Source organism: Candidatus Poribacteria bacterium (assembly GCA_028820845.1).
In the GTDB taxonomy this organism is placed as follows: Bacteria; Poribacteria; WGA-4E; order WGA-4E; family WGA-3G; genus WGA-3G.
Genome location: JAPPII010000076.1, coordinates 49,396 through 72,772 on the forward strand (window position 1 = coordinate 49,396; position 23,377 = coordinate 72,772).

16 protein-coding genes and 1 pseudogene are annotated in these 23,377 nt (G+C 48.6%); 1 reads left to right on the forward strand and 16 read right to left on the reverse strand.

Annotated features, from left to right (window positions below):
- Positions 1-41: 41 nt before the first annotated feature.
- From OXN25_15775 to OXN25_15835, 13 genes and pseudogenes are all read right to left on the reverse strand, one after another.
- Positions 42-3,140, reverse strand: coding sequence for a PD-(D/E)XK nuclease family protein (locus tag OXN25_15775; protein ID MDE0426312.1), 3,099 nt, complete (start codon positions 3,138-3,140; stop codon positions 42-44).
- Between the two features lie 22 nt (positions 3,141-3,162).
- Positions 3,163-5,061: pseudogene (gene metG / locus OXN25_15780) on the reverse strand (methionine--tRNA ligase).
- Between the two features lie 109 nt (positions 5,062-5,170).
- Positions 5,171-6,127, reverse strand: coding sequence for a DNA polymerase III subunit delta' (gene holB / locus OXN25_15785; protein ID MDE0426313.1), 957 nt, complete (start codon positions 6,125-6,127; stop codon positions 5,171-5,173).
- Between the two features lie 46 nt (positions 6,128-6,173).
- Positions 6,174-6,788: a dTMP kinase gene (gene tmk, locus OXN25_15790; GenBank protein MDE0426314.1), complete on the reverse strand. Its 615-nt coding sequence runs from the start codon at positions 6,786-6,788 to the stop codon at positions 6,174-6,176.
- A gap of 11 nt (positions 6,789-6,799) precedes the next feature.
- A complete protein-coding gene (locus OXN25_15795) occupies positions 6,800-7,813 on the reverse strand; it encodes a lactonase family protein (protein MDE0426315.1) in 1,014 nt (337 codons plus the stop codon).
- A 17-nt stretch (positions 7,814-7,830) separates the two neighbouring features.
- On the reverse strand, positions 7,831-9,009 hold the full coding sequence (locus tag OXN25_15800; GenBank protein ID MDE0426316.1) for a thiolase family protein: 1,179 nt from the start codon (positions 9,007-9,009) through the stop codon (positions 7,831-7,833).
- An 8-nt stretch (positions 9,010-9,017) separates the two neighbouring features.
- Positions 9,018-10,007 carry an enoyl-CoA hydratase/isomerase family protein gene (locus OXN25_15805; protein MDE0426317.1) on the reverse strand — a complete coding sequence of 330 codons (990 nt, stop codon included), beginning with the start codon at positions 10,005-10,007 and terminating at the stop codon, positions 9,018-9,020.
- 30 nt (positions 10,008-10,037) lie between these two features.
- The gene (locus OXN25_15810) at positions 10,038-10,439 is read right to left on the reverse strand and encodes a cupin domain-containing protein (GenBank protein ID MDE0426318.1); all 402 of its coding nucleotides are present in this window, start codon (positions 10,437-10,439) and stop codon (positions 10,038-10,040) included.
- Positions 10,440-10,508: 69 nt separating this feature from the next.
- On the reverse strand, positions 10,509-10,769 hold the full coding sequence (locus OXN25_15815; protein MDE0426319.1) for a hypothetical protein: 261 nt from the start codon (positions 10,767-10,769) through the stop codon (positions 10,509-10,511).
- Between the two features lie 15 nt (positions 10,770-10,784).
- A complete protein-coding gene (gene ilvD, locus OXN25_15820) occupies positions 10,785-12,464 on the reverse strand; it encodes a dihydroxy-acid dehydratase (GenBank protein ID MDE0426320.1) in 1,680 nt (559 codons plus the stop codon).
- A gap of 41 nt (positions 12,465-12,505) precedes the next feature.
- Complete coding sequence (locus tag OXN25_15825) at positions 12,506-14,752, reverse strand: sodium-translocating pyrophosphatase (protein ID MDE0426321.1); 2,247 nt, start codon at positions 14,750-14,752, stop codon at positions 12,506-12,508.
- Between the two features lie 441 nt (positions 14,753-15,193).
- Positions 15,194-16,561, reverse strand: coding sequence for a bifunctional folylpolyglutamate synthase/dihydrofolate synthase (locus OXN25_15830; protein MDE0426322.1), 1,368 nt, complete (start codon positions 16,559-16,561; stop codon positions 15,194-15,196).
- A gap of 9 nt (positions 16,562-16,570) precedes the next feature.
- Positions 16,571-17,833 (reverse strand): serine hydroxymethyltransferase, encoded by a 1,263-nt coding sequence (locus tag OXN25_15835; protein MDE0426323.1) that lies wholly within the window; start codon positions 17,831-17,833, stop codon positions 16,571-16,573.
- A gap of 439 nt (positions 17,834-18,272) precedes the next feature.
- Between OXN25_15835 and OXN25_15840 the strand changes: the two genes are divergently transcribed.
- Positions 18,273-20,459 (forward strand): PQQ-binding-like beta-propeller repeat protein, encoded by a 2,187-nt coding sequence (locus OXN25_15840; GenBank protein ID MDE0426324.1) that lies wholly within the window; start codon positions 18,273-18,275, stop codon positions 20,457-20,459.
- Between the two features lie 27 nt (positions 20,460-20,486).
- Here the strand turns inward: OXN25_15840 and OXN25_15845 are convergent, their stop codons facing one another.
- The 3 genes from OXN25_15845 to OXN25_15855 form a co-directional block, all read right to left on the reverse strand.
- Positions 20,487-21,161: a hypothetical protein gene (locus tag OXN25_15845; GenBank protein MDE0426325.1), complete on the reverse strand. Its 675-nt coding sequence runs from the start codon at positions 21,159-21,161 to the stop codon at positions 20,487-20,489.
- A gap of 22 nt (positions 21,162-21,183) precedes the next feature.
- Entirely contained in the window at positions 21,184-21,927 is a 744-nt protein-coding gene (locus tag OXN25_15850) for a hypothetical protein (protein MDE0426326.1), read from the reverse strand.
- Positions 21,928-22,058: 131 nt separating this feature from the next.
- Positions 22,059-23,243: an ankyrin repeat domain-containing protein gene (locus OXN25_15855; GenBank protein ID MDE0426327.1), complete on the reverse strand. Its 1,185-nt coding sequence runs from the start codon at positions 23,241-23,243 to the stop codon at positions 22,059-22,061.
- Positions 23,244-23,377: the final 134 nt, after the last annotated feature.

Below are 23,377 nucleotides of genomic sequence, written 5' to 3' on the forward strand. Positions count from 1 at the left end.
CGCGATTTCAAACTTTACGGGTCAAAAATAATAGACGGAGATTAGTCGTTCGATTGGTTATCTTCAGAAACTGCGCCGACACGGCAAACCCGCTTATAGGCGCAATAGTTACAGGGCTGCGTTTTGTTACGGGGGGTCAATGGCTTATCACCATGCTCTTCAGAATCCACAAACCCGTATTCATCAGTCTCTACAACGCTGTCTGCGTCGGTCGGTGAAAAGGTTTTGACGCGGGTAATGAGTGGGAAGTTGCCGTCGCTTATTTCGTTAACATATTGTCCAAGATAACCATTCACGCGGGTGATTACCCTATCAAATTCCTCGTCGGATAACATCTGCTGTGTTCTTCGGGATAACACGTATGTCTCTCCTCTGGCAGATTCCTTTCCAATACCGAGTTGAATTTTGCAGTCGTTCAACCTGACTTTATGATACAAGCCTGCTGCCGATTCGTATCCATTCCCTAGTAGTTGCCTCACAATTTCAAGATAGATAGGCAATTGGAGAGCTCGTCCCTCAAGAATATCTTTGATTCCAGGTGTTAAACTTCCGGTTTTATAATCAATAACATTAAAAACACCTTCTCCTATATCAATACGGTCAATTTTGGCATTGAGAGGCACATCACCGATACAGATAGGTTCGACCCGGCTAAGGACTGAATCGGTTATGCCTTTCCGACGGCCAACGCTGACCTCAAAATAGCGCGGGGCAGTGGTTACATCGCATTGTCGTTCCACTGCAAGCCATTGGTTCAACCTAACTTTTAAGAGTGTTTTGTCTACCTCCCGAAATAGATCTTCGGATGTAGGATCCCCGATCCCCTTATCTATGACATCAGATAACTGCCGTTTTGCTGCTTCAAAGCCTGCTTCGTCACACTGACTAATAGCCGGTTGTTCTCGACGCTGGTCATAGAATTCAGCGAGAATGTTGTGAGCTAACTCGCCCATTTCCAAGGCAGATAAGCCTTCAGTTTCTTCTTCATCTTCGCTACCGAGTTTTAAAACTTCAGATGCAAGATACTGAAATGGACATTTAGCGTAAGTTTCCAAATCTGTGATGGAATAGGTCCACTGTCTCCGTTTTCTTAAACGATCTCCGCTTTGGGTAGAAAGCGAACCTGCTGTCAACACCCCTTCATAATCCAAAAGGTCATGTATCTCCTCTCGACTTTTTTCGACTTCAACAACATGCTTTATTAGGGGGCGCATGTGTTCTAAACGCTTGGGGAATATCCCATCAAGGGGCGTATCTGCTGCCCATACGTGCTTGCCGTAGGTGCTGAGGAAACTGGGGATACTGCCTTGCATGGAATCATCGACTTCTTCAACCTCCTTAATCTTAGCAACTGCCTTCAATTGCTCAAGGAATGGTGAAGGGATGAGTTCGGCTTCACGCTCACGTTGTGGGACAAGGAGATATAATCGCTTTTGAAAAGATTTGAGGACCCCATAGAACATAAACCGATTATTGTACAGATGCTCTTCTTCAGTCCGATACGGGTGACTTGGAAGCAGTGGGTCCGGACTATAATTCTCTGGAAAATTGCCCTCTACAAAATCACATAAAAAGACCGTGTTAAACTCCAAACTTCTCAGTTCACTGAGTCGAGTAATTTTGACGGTTTCTGCCTTTGTTATTACTCTGTTTTGATAGCTTGTGTGCTTTGCAATGTGATGGAGTTTCTGGATATAATTACCAAGGAAATCAGACCCAACGCCTTCCGACATTAAAACGCTGCAGAGGTTCTTAACAATCCTATTGAATTGGCGATATGCCTCAACTTCGGCTTCAACAACTTCCGGGCTTCTTCCGAACATCGGGTTTAGAATACGCTGGAGGACCTCTCCCTTTTTGAGTAAGTGATCAACATACTCCTGAAACTTACTTGGGTGAAACCGGTGTGTGTCGGATACAGGCTTTACCGTAGAAAAATAAGTATCGTTTAGTGGCGTACGATCTGACGAAAGGCGAGAAAAGATTGATTTGGCAACCTCTGACTTTGTCAGCGGCGTGCTTTCCCTAAGCGAATAGGGGATCCCATAAGCAGGGAAAATCTCAGCGATACGGTCTTGGTACAACCCTATATTGTAGCAGGCAACGCAGACCTCACTCAACTTGCAGTCGTCGTCTGAGACGTGTTTTTGGATACCGCGTGCAATTTCCTCAACCTCTTCGGAGCGGTCAGCGGGTTTCAGGACTGTAATCTGAGGTGGGTCATCAGCATTATGGTTCAGATGCGTGGACGTAGCATCGGCACGAAAGAGGTTCTCGGCGAAATGCGGATGTTGATCGGTATCGCGTTCATAGTTCGGATCAATGTAGGCGCTTGCGGTCCTAAATTGCGAGACGAGATCGGTGATGTTTTTATATAAACCCTCATTTCCTTCAAGCCAGTCGGTACGGAACCACATTTCTATCTGGGGTATCTTGGCAATGTGAGTCAAGATTTTGATGTCGGCTTTAGAAAGGGCGGTAAATCCTTCAACAACAACAAGATTGATGCTTGGAAATGCCCCGATCATAAGTGAATCAAAGTTGTTAGCGTTAGCAAGGTGCAGACGCTTGCCTTGTTCATCTATCCAACGGTCTCCGAGTTTGGTTTCATAATCGTTACAGATGCGAAAGAAGTCATCTTCGGTTGGATTTTGTGATTCGCCATCTCCAATATTTAGCGCGTTCTCTCCATATTCCTTAAGGCGGTTAATTGTGTCTGCGATGAGAGAGAGCGTGCTGTCCGGCACAGGAATGTTTTGGCTGGGTCGGAAGGTATCATAACGGTGGGAATTAGGGTTGACCGATTGAGGATTTGCTATTTCATGCAGCCAGAGGTTTTGGACTCCTTGGGAGATGTTCAGTCTTGCTGGACGGACCTGGTTATATAGCCTTTGAATGAAATTTCCGAGTGTATAGACCCGCAAGTTGGCAACCGCTTGGTTGGGATGATAACCAACCAATTCGCGTTGGCGATGCAAACGTGCGGAATCGGTCGGCACAACAACGACAAAGGTGTGTGCTCTATTACTCTGAATGCGGGTTTTAAGGATATTTTCAATACCTGGCATCTGTTCAATAAATGAAGGAAAGCGATTGGAAGTATGGAAGAATAGAGGGGAAAGCCCTCCTGGACCTTCCATATTTCGAGTTAAGAACCTTTTGCTACCTTACTTGCGTACCGAGGGGCATCTCTTTTTCAAGGGTTGCCAAAACTACAGAATCTCCGCTTCCTGCAAGCACCATACCTTGTGATTTGACGTTGCGAATCGTGGCGGGTTCTAAATTTGCGACGATTATGACCTGTTTTCCGACCAACACTTCTGGGGTGTAATGTTCAGCAATGCCAGCAACGAGTTGCCGTTTTTCAGTGCCGAGGTCTACCTGTAATTTGAGGAGCCGGTCGGCACCTTCAATAGGTTCAGCAGCGAGAATCTTCGCAACCCGTAAGTCAAGTTTCTGGAAATCAGCAAAGGAAATCAAGCCCGTGGTTTTCTTTTCCTGCTTCTGCTGCGGTTTCGCCTTGGGTTTCGGCTGCGGCTGTTTTTGCTTTTTGGTATCAATGCGTGGGAAAATAGGTTCACCCCTGCTGACCTGTATTCCTACGGATAGACCTCCCCATTCTGTGGCAGTATCGAATGTCGTCAAACCGATTTGGTTCTGAATTTTCTCTGCCGTTTCGGGAAGAAAAGGTGAAATCAGGACAGAGATAATCCGAAGTGCTTCTAAACTGTTGTAAAGGACAGTCCCCATTCTCGGTTTCGTTTCAGGTTTCGCGAGCGTCCAGACTTGGGTCTGTTGGACATACCGATTGATGCGGCGGACAAACTCCCAGATGGTTTCCAACGCTGCATCAAAGGCGAACGTCTTTATATGCGCATCTAACTGGTCAATCGTAGTCTGCGCCATGGCTTTGATTTCGTCATCGAATTCCCCGGGTGTTGTTGGCGCAGGCACGCCTTCAAAGTTTTTGTTGAGTAGACCGAGGACGCGATTAAGTAGATTACCGAGATCGTTTGCGAGATCGGCATTATAGCGGGCGTGCAAACGGGCAGGACGGTAGTCACCATCGTTTCCGAAACTGAATTCGCGCAGCAAGTAATAACGGAAGGGATCAACCCCATAAGTCGCGATGTCGCCATCCATATCAATGAAGATACCCCGCGTTTTGCTCAGAGCCTCACCGTCCTTAGTCAACCAACCGTGTCCGACGATATGTTTAGGAAGCGGCAAGTCCGCAGCCATTAGCATTGCGGGCCAAAGCAGGGCGTGAAAACGGGTGATGTCTTTTCCCATCATGTGAACATCGGCGGGCCAAAAGGTACGGTACTGCTCGCTATCAGTTTCATAACCGAGTGCAGTAATATAATTACTCAGAGCCTCTATCCAGATGTAGATGATGTGCTGCGGATCAAATGGAAACGGAATTCCCCAAGATAAGGAAGCCCGAGAAATACTTACATCTTGTAATCCAGATTCCAGAAAGTTTAATAACTCATTACGACGCGCTGGCGGATAGACGAAGTTCGGATTCTCGTGGATATGTGCGAGCAAACGATCCTGATACTTGGAAAGTCTAAAAAAGTAATTTTCCTCTTCCAACCATTGCAGTGGTAGCTTATGAACAGGACAGACTTTTTCGTCCGTTAGTTCTTTCTCTGAAAAGAACTCTTCGCACGAGAGGCAGTAATACCCTTCGTACTTCCCCTTATAAACATCACCGTTATCATAGAGCACATTCAGGAATTTTTGCGCGCCGCGCTTGTGCACATCACTTGTTGTCCGAAAAAAGATGTCATGTGAAATGTTCAGGCGTTCCCAGAGTTTAACGAACGTTGGCGCGATTTTATCACAATAGGCTTGCGGTGAGAGGCCTTCCTCTTTCGCAGCGTTATATACATTGGCAGCATGTTCGTCAACACCGGTAAGAAAGCAAACTTCATTGCCTTTGAGACGGTGATATCGCGCTAAGACATCAGCAGCGATAGTGGTATAGGCATTTCCCGCGTGTGGTTCACTGTTAGGATAATAGATCGGGGTGGTGACGTAAAAGGTGCTCATTGTCCTTCCTTTTTCGGAGTCCGGTTTTTGTTAAAAAATTATAGCATAAGAGAACCGGTCTGTCAAACCGCTTCTGCCTAATTTTGTTACCCTTAAAACCGAAAAACACAATCTACTTCAATAATTTTAAACACATCACTTCCAAAGCCAAGGTGGCGTTTGTGTTTGTATTTTCGATAAGGGATTTGGTATCAAAAACGATCTGGATGGCTTGTTGGATACGCAGATGAGAATAATGGGGAACAAGTGTTTGGAGCTCTTCAACGGAATGAATATGTGTTATTAATTCGAGTGGTGCGCCTTGTTGCAAAAAAAGTAAGTCGCGATACCATGTGACCAAACTATCTAAAGTTTCAGGATTATCTTTGAAGTTCTCGGCGAGCCTAAAAGCAGCCAATAAATCCGTCTCCTTGAGGATCTCAGGGATTTCTTCGGTAAGTGCACCCCCCTTTTCAAGTTGGGTGATTGCTTTTCCAATTGCCCCGCCTGCGGCAATTGCAAGTGTTGTCGCCTGCTCCGGCGTGACTGAAAATCTATCCGTCAAAACCGCTACTAATTCCTGCGTCGGCATCGGGTGAAATTGGAGGATCTGACAACGAGAACGCGTCGTTGGCAGCAGTACTTGAATGTTCGACGTAAGCAGAATCAAAACAGAAGAGGCAGGCGGCTCCTCAAGCGTTTTAAGCAAGCAGTTCTCCGCTTCTGCATTCATCCGCTCCACGTCCGTCAAGATGTAAACCTTCCGACTCGCTTCAAGCGGCTCGTAGATAATCTGTTTTTGCAACTCCCGAATTTGTCCTATCCGCAGTAGGCTGCCTTCAGGTCGGATGAACTGTAGATCTGGATGGTTTCCAGAATCCACTTTCCGACAAGCGAGACATGTTCCGCATACCGTAGGGGGCTGTGCGTCTTGTTGGCAGAAGATCAGCTGTGCGAAATAGCGAGCGACCATCTCTTTTCCAACACCCGTTCGTCCGACAAAAAGATATGCCCCCGCGATACGATCCGATGCCACGGTTCGCTGGAGTTGTTCAATAATATGTTGATGTCCAATGACTGGGTTTTGCATTTTTCCTTCCAAAAAGGGAGAAGCACCTGCAATTCGGAAACCGCGCTTACCATGCGTAATCTTGATATTCGGCTAAGACCTCGGCGTGGACAACATCTGGAGACTGCGTAGCATCTATCAGTTTGACGCGATGTGGGTTCGCCTTCGCAACAGATAGATATCCTTCGCGAACTTTACGATGCAATTCCAACGCCTCTCTGTCCAGACGGTCACGATGCGCCCCCCCTTGCTGTTGGCGTGATAGTCCGATCTCAGGGGGCAGATCGAGAATAAAGGTGATGTCAGGGGTCAACCCACCCGTGGCAATGCGATTTAACTGGTGAATAAACGCCAGATCAATGCCGCCACGGTAGCCTTGATAAGCCACTGAAGCGTCAATAAACCTATCAGATATGACAATTTGGTTCGCTGCCAATGCGGGGTGTATAAGTTCTTGGACGTGTTGTGCCCGTGCGGCAGCGATTAACAACAACTCTGTCATCGGCGTTATGCCTTCGGATGTGAGGAAAATATCGCGAATACGCTCAGCAATAGGCGGGCCACCGGGTTCACGGGTCAGTAGCACATTTGAGCCCAAGGCGGTTGCGAGCCGTTGTGCCTGTGTAGTCTTGCCAGAGCCTTCTACGCCTTCAAATGTAATGAAAATTCCGCGTCGTGCCATATTTCCTCTCTTTAGATAAAAAGCACCCACATCGGATTTTCACCAACTGCGTAGTTTGCAAGTGGCGATAATTTGCCGGTGTCTCGATCAATGCGATAGGTGGCGAGTCTGCCAGAGCCTTGTCCACCGACAAACAGGAAATTGCCTGTTCCGTCAATATTGAAAACGCGCGGCGTCGGTTCAGTGTGTTGATGACCGACAGCACTTAATTTGCCGCTCTCTGCATCAATTGTGAATTCTGCGATGCTGTCATGCCCGCGGTTGGAGACATAGAGAAACGTCCCCTGCGGATCAATGTGGATTTGGGCGCAGGTGTTATCTGCCTCAAAATCTGCGGGGAGAGTAGAAAGGTCTTCTTGTAAATCCATCAAGATTCCTGGATGCTCCCCTTCTTGAAGCGTATACGCTGAGACACTGGATCCCTGCTCGTTTGAGAAATAGAGGATTGGCTTGCTCGGATGAAAGCAGAAATGTCGTGGTCCAACCGGCGCACCCGGATTGAGATTCCCAACCGGATTTTGGGCGAGCGTGCCTGTCTCCTCGTCGAAATGAAACTGATAGATAGCATTGCGAGGGACAGTATGCGGGACAAAGGCATACCGGTTTGAGGCATCTGTCTCAATGCAGTGCGCGTGTATATCGGTCTCAACGGTCTGAAGCGGTTCGCCTTGGACAGTTTTATCGTCGCCGATTGCATGAACGGTAACTTTGCCTGCACCGTAATAGGCAGATAATAGGAAATTCCCCGTTTTGTCCGTTGCAATATAACACGTATCGGCATCAAGTTGGACTGTCCGCAAGTGTGAAAGATGTCTCGTCCCTTCATCAATACGGAAACTTGCGATTTCTCGACTCGATCGAAGCCCGGCGTATAAGTAGTTGCCACACGGCGAGAGTGCTAAGGGACCCGGAGAGCCACTAACACCAATATTTTCCTGTAATTCAATACTACCATTAGAGACATCGAATGTATAGATAGCGATTCTGTTTTCTCCTGCTATAGAGAGATAGACGTGCGTTTGCATATTTTTATAATTACCTCTTAAGAAAAAATCTGAAAAATACCGGCGGCACCCATGCCTCCGCCGACACACATTGTTACCATACCGTATTGGTGATTTTGCCTACGCATCTCATTAATCAGGCTTACCGTGAGTTTCGCGCCAGTGCAACCGAGTGGATGTCCCAGAGCGACTGCACCCCCATTGACGTTTACCTTTTCAGTCGGCAATCCCACCTCTTGAATTACAGACAAGGCTTGCACGGCAAATGCTTCGTTGAGTTCTATAATATCTATATCCGCTAAAGTGAGTCCTGCGGATGTGAGTGCCTTTGGGATTGCGGGCACGGGTCCGATCCCCATGATTTCAGGAGGAACACCGGCTGTCGCGTAACTGACGAAACGGACTAAGGGTTCGTAACCTTCCGCTTTCGCGCGTGCCTCAGACATCAGGACGACAGCGGCAGCAGCGTCGCTCATCTGCGAGGCATTACCAGCCGTCACTGTACCGTCTTTATGAAAAACAGGCTTGAGCGATGCCAACGCCTCTGATGAAGTATCCCGACGCGGTCCTTCATCGATATCAAAAACAGTACGCACAGTTTCAGGCGTTTCTGCTGAGTTAAAGTGTGTCTCTTCTATCTTGAGCGGGACAATTTCTTTTTGGAATTTACCCGAATCAATCGCGGCGATTGCCTTGCGGTGGCTCTGATAAGCATAAGCATCTTGTGCGTCACGAGATATACTATATTTCCGCGCCAGATTTTCAGCCGTCAAACCCATGCTGAGATAGGCATCGGGTGCGTGTTCTATGAGTGCTGGGTTCGGCGAGAGGTTCACACCGAACGGTACCTGACTCATACTCTCTACACCACCAGCGATAACCACCTCAGCACGTCCGGATAGAATCTGCTCAGCACCCATCGTGATTGTTTCTAAACCCGATGCACAGAATCGGTTGATTGTGATGGCAGGCACGGAAACCGGAAACCCAGCGCGTAAACTTGCGATTCGGGCGAGGTTATAGCCTTGCGGTCCCTCGTGTGTGGCGCACCCGATGATAACGTCGTCCACCGCCTCCAGATCGAGTTGTGGGAGTCGCTCGACTGTGCCGCGGAGGGCAGCAGCGGCAAGTTCGTCCGGACGTGTGTTCTTCAGAGCACCTCTACCGGCTTTCCCTACGGCTGTGCGTACAGCGGATACGATGACGGCGTTCGGGATCGTCTGCTTCATTTTCTTCCTCTCTGGAGCGTTGCCTCTATTCTGGCGTGCGTCCCTTGTTCGCCACAAAGACTGAGAAATACCTCGCGTTCCAAGTCAAGCATATACTGTTCGGCAACAAACTGTGGGGCTGAAAGTTTGCCCCCACAGAGGACATACGCTAATCTATTAGCGAGGTGCTGCGTATAGTCATCAATAGCATCCGCTTGTCGAAGTAGATGCGTCTGTAGATGAAGTCGCGTAATCCCTTCCTCACCGAGTACAAACATCTCTGGAGGTTCGGGTTGATGGTAACCCGCTTCGTGCATTGAGAGGACAAGTTGCTTGGCATCGTCAAGATGCGTCTCTTGATTTGACGAGATCGAATCCGTCTGTCGGAGATAACCGAGTTCGACTGCCTCTGCTGCGTTCTGAGAGACCTTCGAGTCTCGGAGTGTGTCAAAAGCCTTATTGACATAAGGAAATAGCGTTTGGACGGGTGCGGGAAGGGTTACACCCTCCAGACAGCGAAGTGCCATCTCCTTCGTACCACCACCAACGGGGATCAGTCCAACGCGGAGTTCAACGAGTCCGATGGAACTTTCCGTGAAGGCTTGCACGGCATCAGCACCGAACGCGAGTTCACACCCGCCACCGAGTGCCATGCCCTTTGTCGCTGCCACAACAGGTTTTGATACACTCCGAAGTCTCGTACAAACGTGCTGGAGTTTGCGGACTGTTGCCGAAATTGCGTCCCAATCTTGGTTCTTAGCACGCTCCAGCAGAAGGATAAGGTTGAGTCCGACCGAAAAGTTTTTCGCTTCTGTGGCGACAATCATACCTGCGTAATTGGCTTCTACCTCGTCCAATGCTGCCTCAAACATCTCCAGCGTTCCATCTTCAATGATGTTCAACTTGCTATGCAGTTCAAGTCGGACAATGCCGTCGCCAATGTCTATTAGGCTAGCATCTGCATTGGAAATGATAGGTTTAGCACTTGTTGTTTTTAATATTGACATTCAGTAACTTACCTTCCAACCGCTAACTTGCTAATCTACATCGAAATGATAGACGATTTCATCGAAGCGGTCGGCTGCGAACGTGAATAAAAAAATTAGATTCTCGGTCCCGGTGCAACGGAGCGAATGCTTGGCATTAGCGGGTATGAAAACGGATGCCCCCGCACTGAGCGATGCCTCACAATCCTCTACTGTTACATACCCGGAACCGCTGATAACATAATACGTCTCTTCGGGTTCATGATAATGAAGGGGAAGTAGGGTTCCGGGAGCCATCTCTGCTATGCCAGTAGACAGCCGACCACTCGGTCCGCGTTCACCGGATATAAGGATTTTCCAACGGATCGGACTCTTGGCAGCGAGGTCTGGATCGTCCCAAGTTTCCCAATCAAGTTCTGATTGGTTGAGGATAATCGGTTTCTGTTGACTCATGACACACACTCCGATAACCAGAGGAGGACTCATTATTTTTAGAGCCGAGATCTCTGGCAAAATTATAGGTTAGCGACTTAACGCTTCCAATTCAATACGAAAACGCTCCTCACAGGCAGCAAGCAGGTCTTCAATGACTTTCTCTGTAGTCCCAGCCTCAGCAACAAGGGTTTTCATCTGCTCTACTGCAAAAGACGGGACATGGCTAAAACAGTTCTGAGAAGACTTGTCGAGATGATTCCCAACGTTTAAACTCAACACTAACAAAAGGGCATGTTCCAATCTTTCGATGCGCGCGTCGCGCGCTTTAAGTTCTTCCAACATATCCATTTGGATGCCTCTGTGTTATCCTGTTACAGCACCTTGAGAAGCAGAAGATACAGCGTTTGCGTACTTCGCCATGACACCGCGGGTATAAAGCGGTTCAGGGGGTGTCCACTGCTCAAAACGTGCCTGAATTTCCGCGTCGGAGAGTTGAACGTCAAGCTTGCGTGCCTTAGCATCAATGACGATTTCATCTCCCTCTTGGATGATAGCAAGGGGCCCGCCCTTTGCCGCTTCAGGCGCGACATGGCAGATCATGAAACCGTGTGTCGCGCCAGAAAACCTACCGTCTGTTAAAAGGGCGACATCTTCACTCAAACCCGCCCCGACAATTGCTGCCGTTACGCCCAACATCTCGCGCATGCCAGGCCCCCCAGTGGGTCCCTCATAACGGATAACAACCACGTCGCCGGGTTTAATCTCCCCACCTTTAATAGCGGCGAAGGTGTCCTCTTCACGCTCAAAGATACGCGCTGGACCACGATGAAGGGTTTTGTCCTGTCCGGCTAACTTGAGAACACACCCATCGGGCGCGAGGTTACCCCGTAAGATAGCAAAACCACCTGTGGGTTTAAGCGGTGCATCCACGGGTCTAACGACCACCTGTCCCTCGGTTTCAGTCGATGCATTCGCCTCTTCACCAATAGTTTTACCTGTGACCGTGAGTTCGTCGGTGTGAAGCAAACCCGCCTCCGCCATGCGTTTCGCCAAGAACGGAATACCTCCCGCTTCATAGAGATCGTTCGCGACAAACTGTCCGCCCGGCTTCAGGTCGGCTAACACAGGAGTTCTTTGACTAATGGCGTGGAAGTCTTCAAGTGTTATCGGGACCTGTGCTTCGTGCGCAATAGCGAGGAGGTGTAGAACGCCGTTGGTCGAACCAGCAGTTGCGGCAACAGAGGTAATAGCATTCTCAAGCGACTTACGGGTGATAATCTGACTGGGGCGCCGGTCAGCAGCGAGCATGTCGATGATGAGTTGCCCGGCTTTGTACGCCTCATTGTCCTTATCCTCGACGACAGCAGGAACGCTCCCGCTTCCCATCGGTGCAATACCTAACATTTCAACGGCTGTCGCCATCGTATTCGCAGTAAATTGCCCACCGCATGCGCCGGGACCAGGACACCCTTTACTAATCAGGTCGTCAAGTTCCTCAACAGTTATCGTGCCTTCCGCATGTTGGCCGACCGCTTCAAATACGTCCTGAATCGTGACATCACGTCCCTGAAACTTGCCCGGCATGATTGAACCGCCATAAAGTGTGAGCGAGGGAATGTCTAACCGCGCCAATGCCATGACAGTGCCGGGAACGGTTTTGTCGCATCCACAGAGCGCTACGACGGCATCAAACATGTTCCCGATGGAAACCAATTCGATGGAATCAGCGATGATTTCTCGACTGATGAGCGAGGTTTTCATGCCTTCGGTGCCCATGGTAATGCCATCAGAAATGCTAACAGTGTTGAATTCAAGAGGCGTACCGCCCGCGGCGCGAATTCCTTCTTTGACCTTGGCGGCGAGCCGTCTCAGGTGAAAGTTACAAGGTCCGATCTCGATCCATGTATTGGCAACCCCGATAATTGGTTTGTCAAGGTCCTCTGGCGCGAGTCCACCGTTGCCGAACATGAGCATCGTGCGTGCGGCGGCGCGGTCGGGACCATCGGTAATCGCATAACTTCGGGGTTTCAATTTATTGGACATTTTTTCTATTTTCTCCTAAAATTCAAGGTGTATGAAGTGTACTACATACCCAGCCAGCTGCTAAGCATGCCGCCGTACTTGGCGATGAGTCCGGCAAAGACGACAGATACCATAGACATCAACTTAATCAAAATGTTAAGCGAGGGACCAGAGGTGTCTTTGAACGGGTCACCGACGGTATCACCGACAACAGTGGCTTTATGTTCATCTGACCCTTTTTCACCGTATTCGTCTTTGTGTTTGCCTTCCTCAATGAATTTTTTGGCATTGTCCCACGCGCCGCCGGCGTTTGCCATCATGATTGCGAGAACGAAACCCGTTGCTAAGCCGCCCGTCAGTAGACCGAGCACCCCGCCGACATCAAAAACTAAGCCGACTACAACGGGGACAACAATGGCAATGAGCGATGGAAAAATCATCTCGCGTTGTGCCCCAACTGTTGAAATCTCGACACATCGGGCATAATCTGGCTTCTCTTCACCTTTCATAATACCGGGTTTCGCGCGGAATTGACGGCGGACCTCTTCGACCATAGCACCCGCAGCACGTCCGACGGCTTTCATCGTCAAAGCACAGAAATAGAATGCCATCACCGCACCAATGAACAGTCCGATGAGAACTTGGGGGTTCATGAGGGTAACGTCGTAATAGTCCATGAATTGGCTAATTGAAACCTTCGCCGTATCAACCATGCCTTCACCGGGTATCTCAAGGGTTTTCTGTCCTGCCAGGTCACTGAGCCCGTGCCGAATCTCTTCAATATAGGCGGCTAAGAGTGCGAGGGCTGTTAGTGCTGCCGAACCGATAGCGAAGCCTTTACCTGTTGCGGCGGTGGTATTTCCGAGTGCGTCCAACTGATCTGTGCGTTCCCGGACGCTTTTATCGAGCTCTGCCATTTCAGCATTTCCACCAGCGTTGTCTGCAATGGGTCCGTAGGCATCCGTGGCAAGCGTGATACCGAGTGTGGCGAGCATGCCGACCGCAGCGATACCGACCCCGTAAAGCCCCATCAACGGTTCCTGCATGCCGCCCGGGAGGTAATAACTGATAGCGACCGCGGTGACGATAGTGATGACAGGGATTGCAGTCGATTCCATACCGACCGCAACGCCTTCAATAATCACGGTTGCGGGTCCGGTTTGTGCCTGTTTTGCGATAGCACGTGTCGGACCGTAGTCGTGAGACGTGAAGACTTCAGTGACTTTCCCGATAATCAAGCCTGCGACGAGTCCAGCAACAATCGCACCCCAAATCTGCCATGCATTGGGTAGCTCAAGGTAGATAAGCACAGGCAGCGAGACAAGCGCGATACCTATAGCACTTCCGTTAATGCCTAAGTTAAGGGATCCCATCAACTGACTCATTGATGCGCCCTCTTTTGTCCGGACGAGATAGATACCGAGAATGGAGAGGATTACCCCAATACCAGCGATAATCATGGGTGCTGCGAGGTATTTAAGTTGAAGCGCAAGATCGTTGTAATTATTTGCAGCGACAGCGGCAACACCGAGGGCAGCAGTTGCGAGGATTGATCCAGCGTAAGACTCATAAAGGTCTGCTCCCATGCCTGCGACATCACCGACGTTATCACCGACGTTATCAGCGATGACAGCGGGGTTACGCGGGTCATCCTCTGCAAGCCCTGTCTCCACTTTTCCGACAAGGTCAGCCCCGACATCGGCAGCCTTTGTATAGATTCCGCCACCCACGCGAGCGAACAACGCCTGTGTTGAAGCTCCCATCCCGAAACTCAGCATAATCACCGTAATCTGCGGTAGCGGATTCACTTCAGATAGAAATCCGGGGAATATTTTGGGAAAGAGATAGTAGAGGACCAGAAACCATGCGGTGATATCAAGGAGCGCGAACCCGACAACGACCAATCCCATAACTGCGCCAGCACGGAAGGCGACCTTTAATCCGGCGTTGAGTCCTTGCATCGCTGCACTCGTGGTGCGTGCGGAGGCATTAGTCGCTGTTTTCATGCCGAGGAAACCGCAGAGTCCTGAGAAGAAGCCGCCTGTAAGAAAGGCAAACGGGATTACCTTGTTTTGGGCATTAAGGACGAATGCCATGAAGAGAAAAATGAGACAAAGCACAACAAAAACCAGCACCACTACTTTGTATTGTTGTCTGAGATATGCCATTGCACCTTCACGGACAGATTGTGCGATGTCGCGCATTGCTTTGTTGCCCTCATCCTGTTTCATGACGGCACGGTAGAAGTAGTAAGCAAATCCCAAAGCAATGAGGGAACCGATTGGGGCAATCCACCACACTGTAGGGATAGTCGGGTGGGGTTCTGTTTGGGCAAAAGCTACGGTGGCTAAATTCAAAACGGGAAGAGATGTTAGAAGTGTTTTCCAACTTAACCACCGTCTTTTGCAGCTGATTTCACGCATTAAAGACCTCTCTTTTCTTGTTTCTTTAAAAATTGGAGTCCTGCTCGGTTTTGTTGAGACCTTCGCCAATAATACGGGTCCCTATCTAAAACCGTTTTCTTGTTAAATTTTATCAAAAATTTGTAGGACTTACGCAATTTTGACTGCAGTCCGTTCTATTAGATGAGAATTTTCGGAAAACTCAGCAGTCTCCTGCCACAAACTATGAAGTTTGTGCTACAAAAGAGCAGCATGCGTAAGTCCTAATTTGTACCATCACCTCAATTTATTATATTCTTTACCGTTTCACGCCATAGAGCTACTGATGTTGGGATTTGGAAATCCCTGCTACCAGTTGTTGCTGTCCGAAACCGAGAATTGTTTCAATGCCTGGCCGACAAGATAAAGCGAACCTGTGATACAGATTAAATCTGTAGGTGAGGCATCGGACAGTGCCTTTGCAATCGCCTTTTCTGGGTCTGGACAGACCGTAAGCTTCCTGCATGTCCCAGCCCATGCGTTCCGTATTGTTTCAGCGGGCATAACACGCGGGTTATCACTAACCTGTGTAGCAATCACAGTATCAGCACTCTTTGAGACAATATTACCAACTTCTGTAAGGTTCTTATCTCGCATTAAACTCACTACGAAAATCATCTGATCGTATTGAAAACTTTCTCGGAGCGTTCGACACAAGGCTTCCATTGAAACGGGAGAGTGTGCACCATCAAGCACAACAATCGGGATCGATTTAATTCGTTGAACCCGCCCCTCCCATTTTACATTTTTGAATCCGGCGTAAACGCTCGCCTTCGAGATCCCATATCCTTGCCGTTTCAGACATTCAATCCCGGCGAGTGCTGTTAGGGCGTTCACACATTGATGGTGTCCCAAAAGTGGAAGAGTCAGCTGCGGATAATGCTCCGAATGGGTTGCCACATCGAAGTGCTGTGCTACAGGCAGACCGTCGATATTGTAGACGATCTGAGGGGTAGCGGTACTAAAGTCACTTCGGATAAAATCTTTGACTTCAACAATTGGAGCATTCCGTTCCTTGGCGATCTTTTCAAGTACGGCTTGTGCTTCTGGATGTTGTGGTGCAAGTGCAAGCGGACACCCGTGTTTAATGATTTCTGCTTTCTCGCTTGCGATTTCGGCATAAGTTTCGCCCAAGATCGTCGTATGTTCCAAACCGATCGGTGTAATAACGGTTGTGACAGGTGTGACGACATTTGTTGCGTCAAGTCTGCCGCCTAAACCGACTTCGATAACAGCGAAATCCGTCGCTTTGTCAGCGAAATAGGAAAAGGCAAGCGCGGTGTATATTTCAAAAAACGAGACGCGTCCGAACTCAGAAGCGGAAACAGCGTCAATTACGGGCCTGAGCCTATCCATATAGAAAGCAAGTGCCGCCTCCGAAATGAGTTCATCATCAATTCGGCACCTCTCTCGGGGTGTAATGAGATGCGGAGATGTAAACAAGCCGGTCTTATAGCCTGCACGAGTAAGCACCGACGCAATAAGTGCGGCGGTCGAACCTTTCCCCTTACTTCCAGCAATATGGATGACCCGCAGCCTCTCTTGCGGATTACCGAGTTGCTCCAATAACAACGAAATCCGATTTAGATTATAGAATCTTGTCTGCCGAGCAAAGTCAGGACTTCTCTCATAGTCGATGAACGCTTCAATATAGGCAAGTGCTGCTTCGTAGTCCATAACCGACAACTATTTTAAATACTCGTAAATCGGGAATTGTGTGCAGAATTCCTCAACCTTCTTCCGAATTCGGCGTTTAATGGAGACTTTTTGTCTATTTTCAAGCGTCTCAGCGATGTAATCGGCGACCTGAACCATGTCATCTTCTTTCATACCGCGCGTGGTAATCATGGGAGTCCCGATACGTAGACCGCTCGTGGTTCTTGGCTTCCGTTTGTCGAAAGGAATGGTATTTTTATTAACGATAATTCCAGCATCTTCTAAGTGATCTGCGGCTTGTCGTCCACTGAGTTTTTCGTATTTGGAAGTGAGATCGATCAGCATCAGATGATTATCCGTGCCGCCGCTCACTAACCGGAACCCATTTTCGATGAGCCGCGCAGCGAGTGCTTTGGCATTTTTAACAATCTGCGCTTGATATGTTTTAAAAGCGGGTTCGCTGGCTTCCTTGAAGGCGACAGCTCTCGCCGCGACTGTGTGAAGAAAGGGACCACCTTGTAGACCGGGGAAAACAGCACGGTCAATCTGGTTTGCGTATTCAGATTTACACATAATCATGGCACCACGGGGACCGCGTAAGGTTTTATGGGTTGTAGTCGTAACCACATCGCTATATGGAACAGGGTCTGGATGAACGCCACCTGCGATAAGTCCTGCGATATGCGCTATATCTGTGAGTAGATACGCATCCACCGAATCGGCGACCTCTCGCCACGCCGCAAAGTCGAAATGTCGAGGATAAGCAGTTGCCCCAACAACAATGAGTTTTGGACGATGCGCTTGGGCAAGCCGCGCAATCTCTGCCATGTCAATACGTTCAGTCTTGGCATCTACACCATACGCAATAACATTGTAATAGCGTCCCGAAAAGTTGACATTATCACCATGGGTGAGATGTCCACCGTGACTGAGGGACATACCTAAAACCGTGTCTCCGGGTTCGAGCAGCGCGTGGTAGACCGCCATGTTCGCTTGGCTGCCTGCGTGTGGTTGGACGTTAACGTGTTCGGCACCGAAGAGTGCTTTGGCGCGCGCAATCGCGAGCGACTCGGTTTCGTCCATAAACTTACACCCGTTATAGTAACGTTCACCAGGGTAGCCCTCGGCATACTTGTTAGCGAGAATAGTACTCTGCGCCTCCATAACCGCACGGCTGGCGTAGTTCTCCGATGGGATTAGCATGAGAGAATTTTGCTGGCGTGTCAAGTCTTTAGAGGCGATTTCCACAATCTGCGGATCGACTTCACCCAATTTGGATTCAAACGTGTTCATTCGCGTTCACCGCTTGCAATAAAATGTGAAATGGTATGACATTTATAGGAATTAAATTTTAACACAGATTTGCCACAAATTCAAATTTTTCGCAATTTTTACAGTGTTCAGGGAAAATAGGCAAATATAGTTTGTAGTAGGGAAACCATTCATTGCCCGTTATTGATCGTCGGACGTGTGATAAATCACCCTACTACGAACCAATCCTTAATTCAAAATCGATAGAACAATAGTGTATCTTTTTCCAGTTTTTTAGTTGCAAATCAGTTCGACTTTCTTCAGGAAATGTGAACGGCTATCATTGTTTAATGGCAGCTTTTACACGAAAAGCATCAGGCAAACTATTTCAGTTGCACACTATTCAATAATATGGTAAGATGATAAGTTAATAAGAAATCTTATCGTAAAATCAGATACCGACACTTCGTGAAGGATTAATGTGTACCTCTGGAACAGAAAACAACTCATAGCATTACTCGTGTTCCTGTTCGTTTGGGGATGCGATTCAGCGCAGCAAGAGTCATCGCGCCAGTCGGCGGTTGAGCAATCCGCATCTCCTGAAGTGATGGCATCCGTTACACCACCCCCACGTGCCGAAGATTGGCATACGTTCATGCACAATTTAGGCTTTTCTGGCGTCAGTCCAGATAAAAACCTCACGCCGCCCCTGGAATTGCTGTGGAAATTTAAGACGGGTGGACCGATTTACGCCTCGCCAGTGATTGCAAACGGGACCTTGTACATCGGATCAACTGATGGGAAGTTATACGCGTTAAATGCGAAACAGTGGGGAGTCAAATGGGTGTTTGATGCGGGGGATGCTATCCGCTATTCTGCGGTCGTGCTCGGGGATAGGATCTACTTCAATGCACGGAACAATAAAGTCTATGCATTGAACGCACAAACAGGCGAAAAGTTGTGGGAATTCAAAACAAAAAGTTGGATGGACGCGCCACCGGTTGTTGCTGACAACAAAGTTTACGTCGGCGCATTCCGATCAAAAATCTATCTGCTGAACGCAAGGACAGGCGAACTTGAGGCAATGCGGGAACGGACAGTCCGAATCCAAGGCATTGAATATGGGTGTGCAAATGGCGTGTTTCGTCCGGTGTTCCCAGAGCACAACGCGAAGGTATGGCGTGAGCAGACAGCGGGGAGTGAGAGTTATCCCGTTACAGCAAATGGCACTGTCTACATCGGTGCACGCGATGGACAGATTCATGGATTTGACTCGGCATCACAGACGGAAACCTGGACTTACCGGACAGGTGGTTTTGTGGACGCTGCGCCCGCTATCTCTGACGGCATTCTCTACGCAGCATCCGGTGACGGATATGTTTACGCATTTACGAACACAACCGGAGCAAGCGTACCTGAAGAGAGCAGACGGTGGGGGGTCGTCGTACACGACGCTGCACCGGTTTATGCGACGAAAGACGGTATGTCTGTGCTATTACACCTCAACGATGGGGCGCGTTTGCCAATTATGCGGGTTTCAGAGGGATGGTATGAGGTCGAACTGCCAAACGGAGTTCGCGGATGGATGGACACATTCGGCTTTGGAGAGTTTGAGGAAACCGACGGTATCTTGTTCAACACCACTTTTTGCGGTCTGAGTAATCAGTCAAAAGTATCTCCACGTCGCCTGGCGTTGATAGAAGGTGCTGAGTCCCCGCGTTGGAGCCCGGATGGAGCGTTAATCGCATTCTTGAAAAGGGATGATTTGAGGAGTAGGTACTGGCGTGCAAGCGAGTTATGGATTATGGATCGAAAAGGGGAACGGGTGCGGAAGTACTACACCGGAAATTTTTACAATCCACATGTCTCCTGGTCGCTGGACAGCAGACTCGTAGCATTTGAGGTTGACGAAAATGGTGAACGGTACATCTACACAGTGGATTGGAAGTTCGGACAGACAAAAAAATTAGCCCGTGGTGATGGACCTGCATTTTCACCAACATCCAACCGCTTGGTATTTAGAAGACACGAAAAAGGGCTGGACATTGTTTATCGCGTCAATAGTGACGGGAGCGGTTTAAGTGCGATTGCCCGTGTACCGATTGAACGTCGTCAGCGTTATACCTATCTGTCTGCGCCCGCTTGGGCTCCCGACGGCACGCGTGTCGCTTTCGGTGTCCACAGTTCAAAGTACGTCGGTATCCGTATTCAAGATATAGAAGGGCAACGCATAAAAGAGATTCAGACGCAGCACCAACAGGTCCGTCAATTGGACTGGGTAGCAGACGGGACACAGATCGCTTATGTTTTGTCGGGCAGCAATCGACCCGGAGAGCGAATTGATAAGCAGTTACATCTATCGGAAACAGTGAGTGCACAGACGCAGAGCGAGATTCTGGAACATACATCGCCATCGTGGTCGCCAATAGGTAAACGATTGGCGTATCTGGAGCGTGAGGACTGCGAGGGTATCCGCTGGAAAGTCTGGGTTTATGACCTTGAAAGCGGTAAGAAGTACCCTATCGCCCGTACGACTATGAAACTGACCGCTGTTGTCTGGATGCCGGACGGCGAGCATCTTTGCTTGTGGCAGACCTCGGATTATTTACGCGATAATGCGTATAAACCCGCGTTGACGCGCGGATGGATCGTGCCGATTGGGATGTAGTAAAAAAGTATGATTCCCGAATTCCTGTCAAGGGACTTTATATTTATCATCAGCAAAATATTTCGACCCATCAATTTGATGAATGCGCCACTCGCCTGATTTTTTTGTGAAGTAAAAACGTCCGATGTCAACGTAACAGACAGAGACAAGAGGAAAATCCACCCTATAGTAGAACATGTTACCTGTCGCGCTTGCTTCTGTCCAAGGCACCTTAACATTTTTGGGACGGATATAAAAGTTGGTCAGCGACCAATTCAGAGCATTCTGGCATTCCCTCCAGAAAGTGGGGAGCCCCCAATTTACTTCAATATAAATTTTAACATCGTACCACCCATAGACAGTGGCAGTGCTAGTTCCATATTCGATTCCCGCTGCTCGGTCTAAGGTTTTGGAAAGTGCCCTCATATCTTTTGATAGATAGGCTTTAGTGAAAGTACGATAGACCTCCTGAATCGCTTCTATTTCGGATTCAAAATCAATATTTCTAAATGCCACTTCGTCTTCTGGGATCTTTTCTATGTAGGACTTATCAATGTAAGGGGCTGTCGGAAAAAGGACAAATTCAATAAATTTGAGAGGCTCCTCGGTGCGTTCTTGGTCAAAGTCAAAATCAATCTCATCCCCACAACTCAGCAGGCATACCGATACGGCTATCGTCAATAGCACAGTCATCCGAGTTCCAAAACTTCTTTTTCGCCACATGATTTCATCTCCAGAAAATGTGCTAATAAGCGAGCATCCTGAGATTGACTGAAAAAGTGACAATCTCATTTGTGAGTGCTATTTCCCTTGGGTCATCAACTTTCGTCATCGTGGCACTCCCCGAGTTCATTGTGAAGTCAATACTCCAGTGAGAAAAGAATTCATAACCGATACCGCCTGAGACAGAAACCCCGGTCTGTCTGGCATTTTCCAATGTAAGCGGGGGTTGCCATGTTACGAGTGTTGCCAATCCGATGTTCCCGACGAAGTAAAGACCTATCCTTCGGAATGGAAAAAACATGAACCCCATTCCGGCTGCTCCATTAGCAACCGTGGTATCGTTGGCGAAATGTTGGAGGGGGAGCCATGAAATGCGGCTCGTGTAGTAGAGTAGGAACTGGTCGGTGAGTCCGTGTCCGATTTTCAACTCTGTGATCAGGGCGGATCTTATGAAACGCTTGGTTGACCAGTCGGTTGCCTGCGTCCCTCTCCAATAGTATTGCGCGAGCGGTTGCGTAAAACTGGTCCCACCGACTCCGACACCCAAGCCAAAAATAAAGCCTTTACGCCTCCCACGGTAGTTTTTCCTTGCCAACCCTCGGTTGTTTGGCGAATAGTGTATCGCGGTGATTCTACCCTCTTTTTTTAGGTATGGGTCGGTATCGTCTGGTAAACTGAACCGTGTGTGTTCTTGTGCGAAACCTGTAGACGGGGATACCCCTGAAAACAGAAGCAAGAAAAATATCGAAACCAGTGTCTGCTGCATGAACCTCCTCGCTGTTCACTAAATCTAAAATGTTGACTACACCATCACTGTTAACATCTTCTTTGCGCCGCGGTAGTTCAGGAAACATGTTGATAATGGCGATGTGATTAGCTGCACGTGCGATGTCGAGTTCATTGCTGCTTCATTGCTCCCCAGGTCGTTGTGAGATTAGTTCCAGGTGCAACGTCGAGGGGTGTATGGTCTTGCTTGTTTTTGGGAAACATGTTGATAATGGCGATATGATTAGCTGCATGTGCGGTGTCGAGAGGTATCTGACCTTGTTTGTTCTTGAGTGAGGGCTTGATGTCCTCATGAGCGAGTAAGGCTTGGACGATCTCCACCTTTTCATACATGACAGCATAGTGCAGCGCAGTCATTCCACCTACATCCTGTGCATTGATGTCAATGGCGGGGTCATCCTCAAGTAATTGCAGTGCATATTCAGGAGGATTGTGTTTGGTCTCAAAGATAAACGGGTATCTGGGCTCGCAACCACCTACCCCTTTTCCGTAATCTACAGAAACATAGTCATCAAAGAAACAATCATCTTTGGCAAGGTTTTCGTAATAGTATTTGTAAAGCCAGACGATGCCACGCTTGTCGTCCTCGCCGATGGCTAGCGGTGTATCGCCAAACCTGTATCCTGCCATCACTGATGCTGGCTGCGTGCCTGTTGTCCACTTCAACCCACCCCGACTACGCATAACTCCCACACGAGCATAAGTATCACTCAAGCCGAAGGTATGCCCAAACTCATGGTTAAGGACCCAGAGCATACGGGGTGTGGTTTTTGTCCCCACTCGCATGACTACTTTGGGTGGGAAAAGCAGCCCTATCCCGGCAAAGGATATTCCTGGAGTGCACTCAAAAGTCACCCGCAGATCGATCTCTCTGAATTCCTCTCCCAATATCTCCCATATTCTCTGCAAGTCTTCAGGTTGATTGCGGTCGAATTGATTGAATTGATTGGGGTCGAAGTCAGGCTGTAGTTCGTAGATGAACCTATCAACAATCGGTCGTCCTGGTTGTAGTTCCTTGAGCGGCTCGAGCCATGTCCGAAGTGAGGCTGACATAGCATCCTCCAGTTCCTTGCCGTTTTGTCTTTCTTCTGGCTTACAATCTATGTGATAACGGTATCCGATCTTCCACTGCGGCTTATGAACCTTGGTAATGAGTAACTTGTATTCGTCCAACGGAAACGCGCCCTCCGAATGCCCTGTCGTTACGAATCCATGTACTACGGGCGTGACACTGAAGGGGAGGGATACTACCAGCAGCATACTGAAGATATATCTCATTTTTTTCAAAACTTTCATACAATAGTCCTCATAATCCTACTGCCAAATCAGTATTTTGCCAGTTGCGCTGAAGTTGCCAGCGGCAAAAAAGTCGTTACCGTGTGTATTCTTGTGCGAAACTTGGCGACAGGGAACTCCTGAAAACAGAAGCA

Bases quoted from the DNA above. Each gene is read 5' to 3' on its own strand.
- OXN25_15810 (MDE0426318.1), bottom strand. From the start codon at position 10,439: ATGAGTCAACAGAAACCGATTATCCTCAACCAATCAGAACTTGATTGG.
- OXN25_15830 (MDE0426322.1), bottom strand. From the start codon at position 16,561: ATGGACTACGAAGCAGCACTTGCCTATATTGAAGCGTTCATCGACTAT.
- OXN25_15835 (MDE0426323.1), bottom strand. From the start codon at position 17,833: ATGAACACGTTTGAATCCAAATTGGGTGAAGTCGATCCGCAGATTGTG.
- OXN25_15815 (MDE0426319.1), bottom strand. From the start codon at position 10,769: ATGGATATGTTGGAAGAACTTAAAGCGCGCGACGCGCGCATCGAAAGA.
- ilvD (MDE0426320.1), bottom strand. From the start codon at position 12,464: ATGTCCAATAAATTGAAACCCCGAAGTTATGCGATTACCGATGGTCCC.
- OXN25_15805 (MDE0426317.1), bottom strand. From the start codon at position 10,007: ATGTCAATATTAAAAACAACAAGTGCTAAACCTATCATTTCCAATGCA.
- OXN25_15850 (MDE0426326.1), bottom strand. From the start codon at position 21,927: ATGCAGCAGACACTGGTTTCGATATTTTTCTTGCTTCTGTTTTCAGGG.
- OXN25_15855 (MDE0426327.1), bottom strand. From the start codon at position 23,243: ATGAAAGTTTTGAAAAAAATGAGATATATCTTCAGTATGCTGCTGGTA.
- OXN25_15795 (MDE0426315.1), bottom strand. From the start codon at position 7,813: ATGCAAACGCACGTCTATCTCTCTATAGCAGGAGAAAACAGAATCGCT.
- holB (MDE0426313.1), bottom strand. From the start codon at position 6,127: ATGCAAAACCCAGTCATTGGACATCAACATATTATTGAACAACTCCAG.
- OXN25_15845 (MDE0426325.1), bottom strand. From the start codon at position 21,161: ATGTGGCGAAAAAGAAGTTTTGGAACTCGGATGACTGTGCTATTGACG.
- tmk (MDE0426314.1), bottom strand. From the start codon at position 6,788: ATGGCACGACGCGGAATTTTCATTACATTTGAAGGCGTAGAAGGCTCT.
- OXN25_15775 (MDE0426312.1), bottom strand. From the start codon at position 3,140: ATGGAAGGTCCAGGAGGGCTTTCCCCTCTATTCTTCCATACTTCCAAT.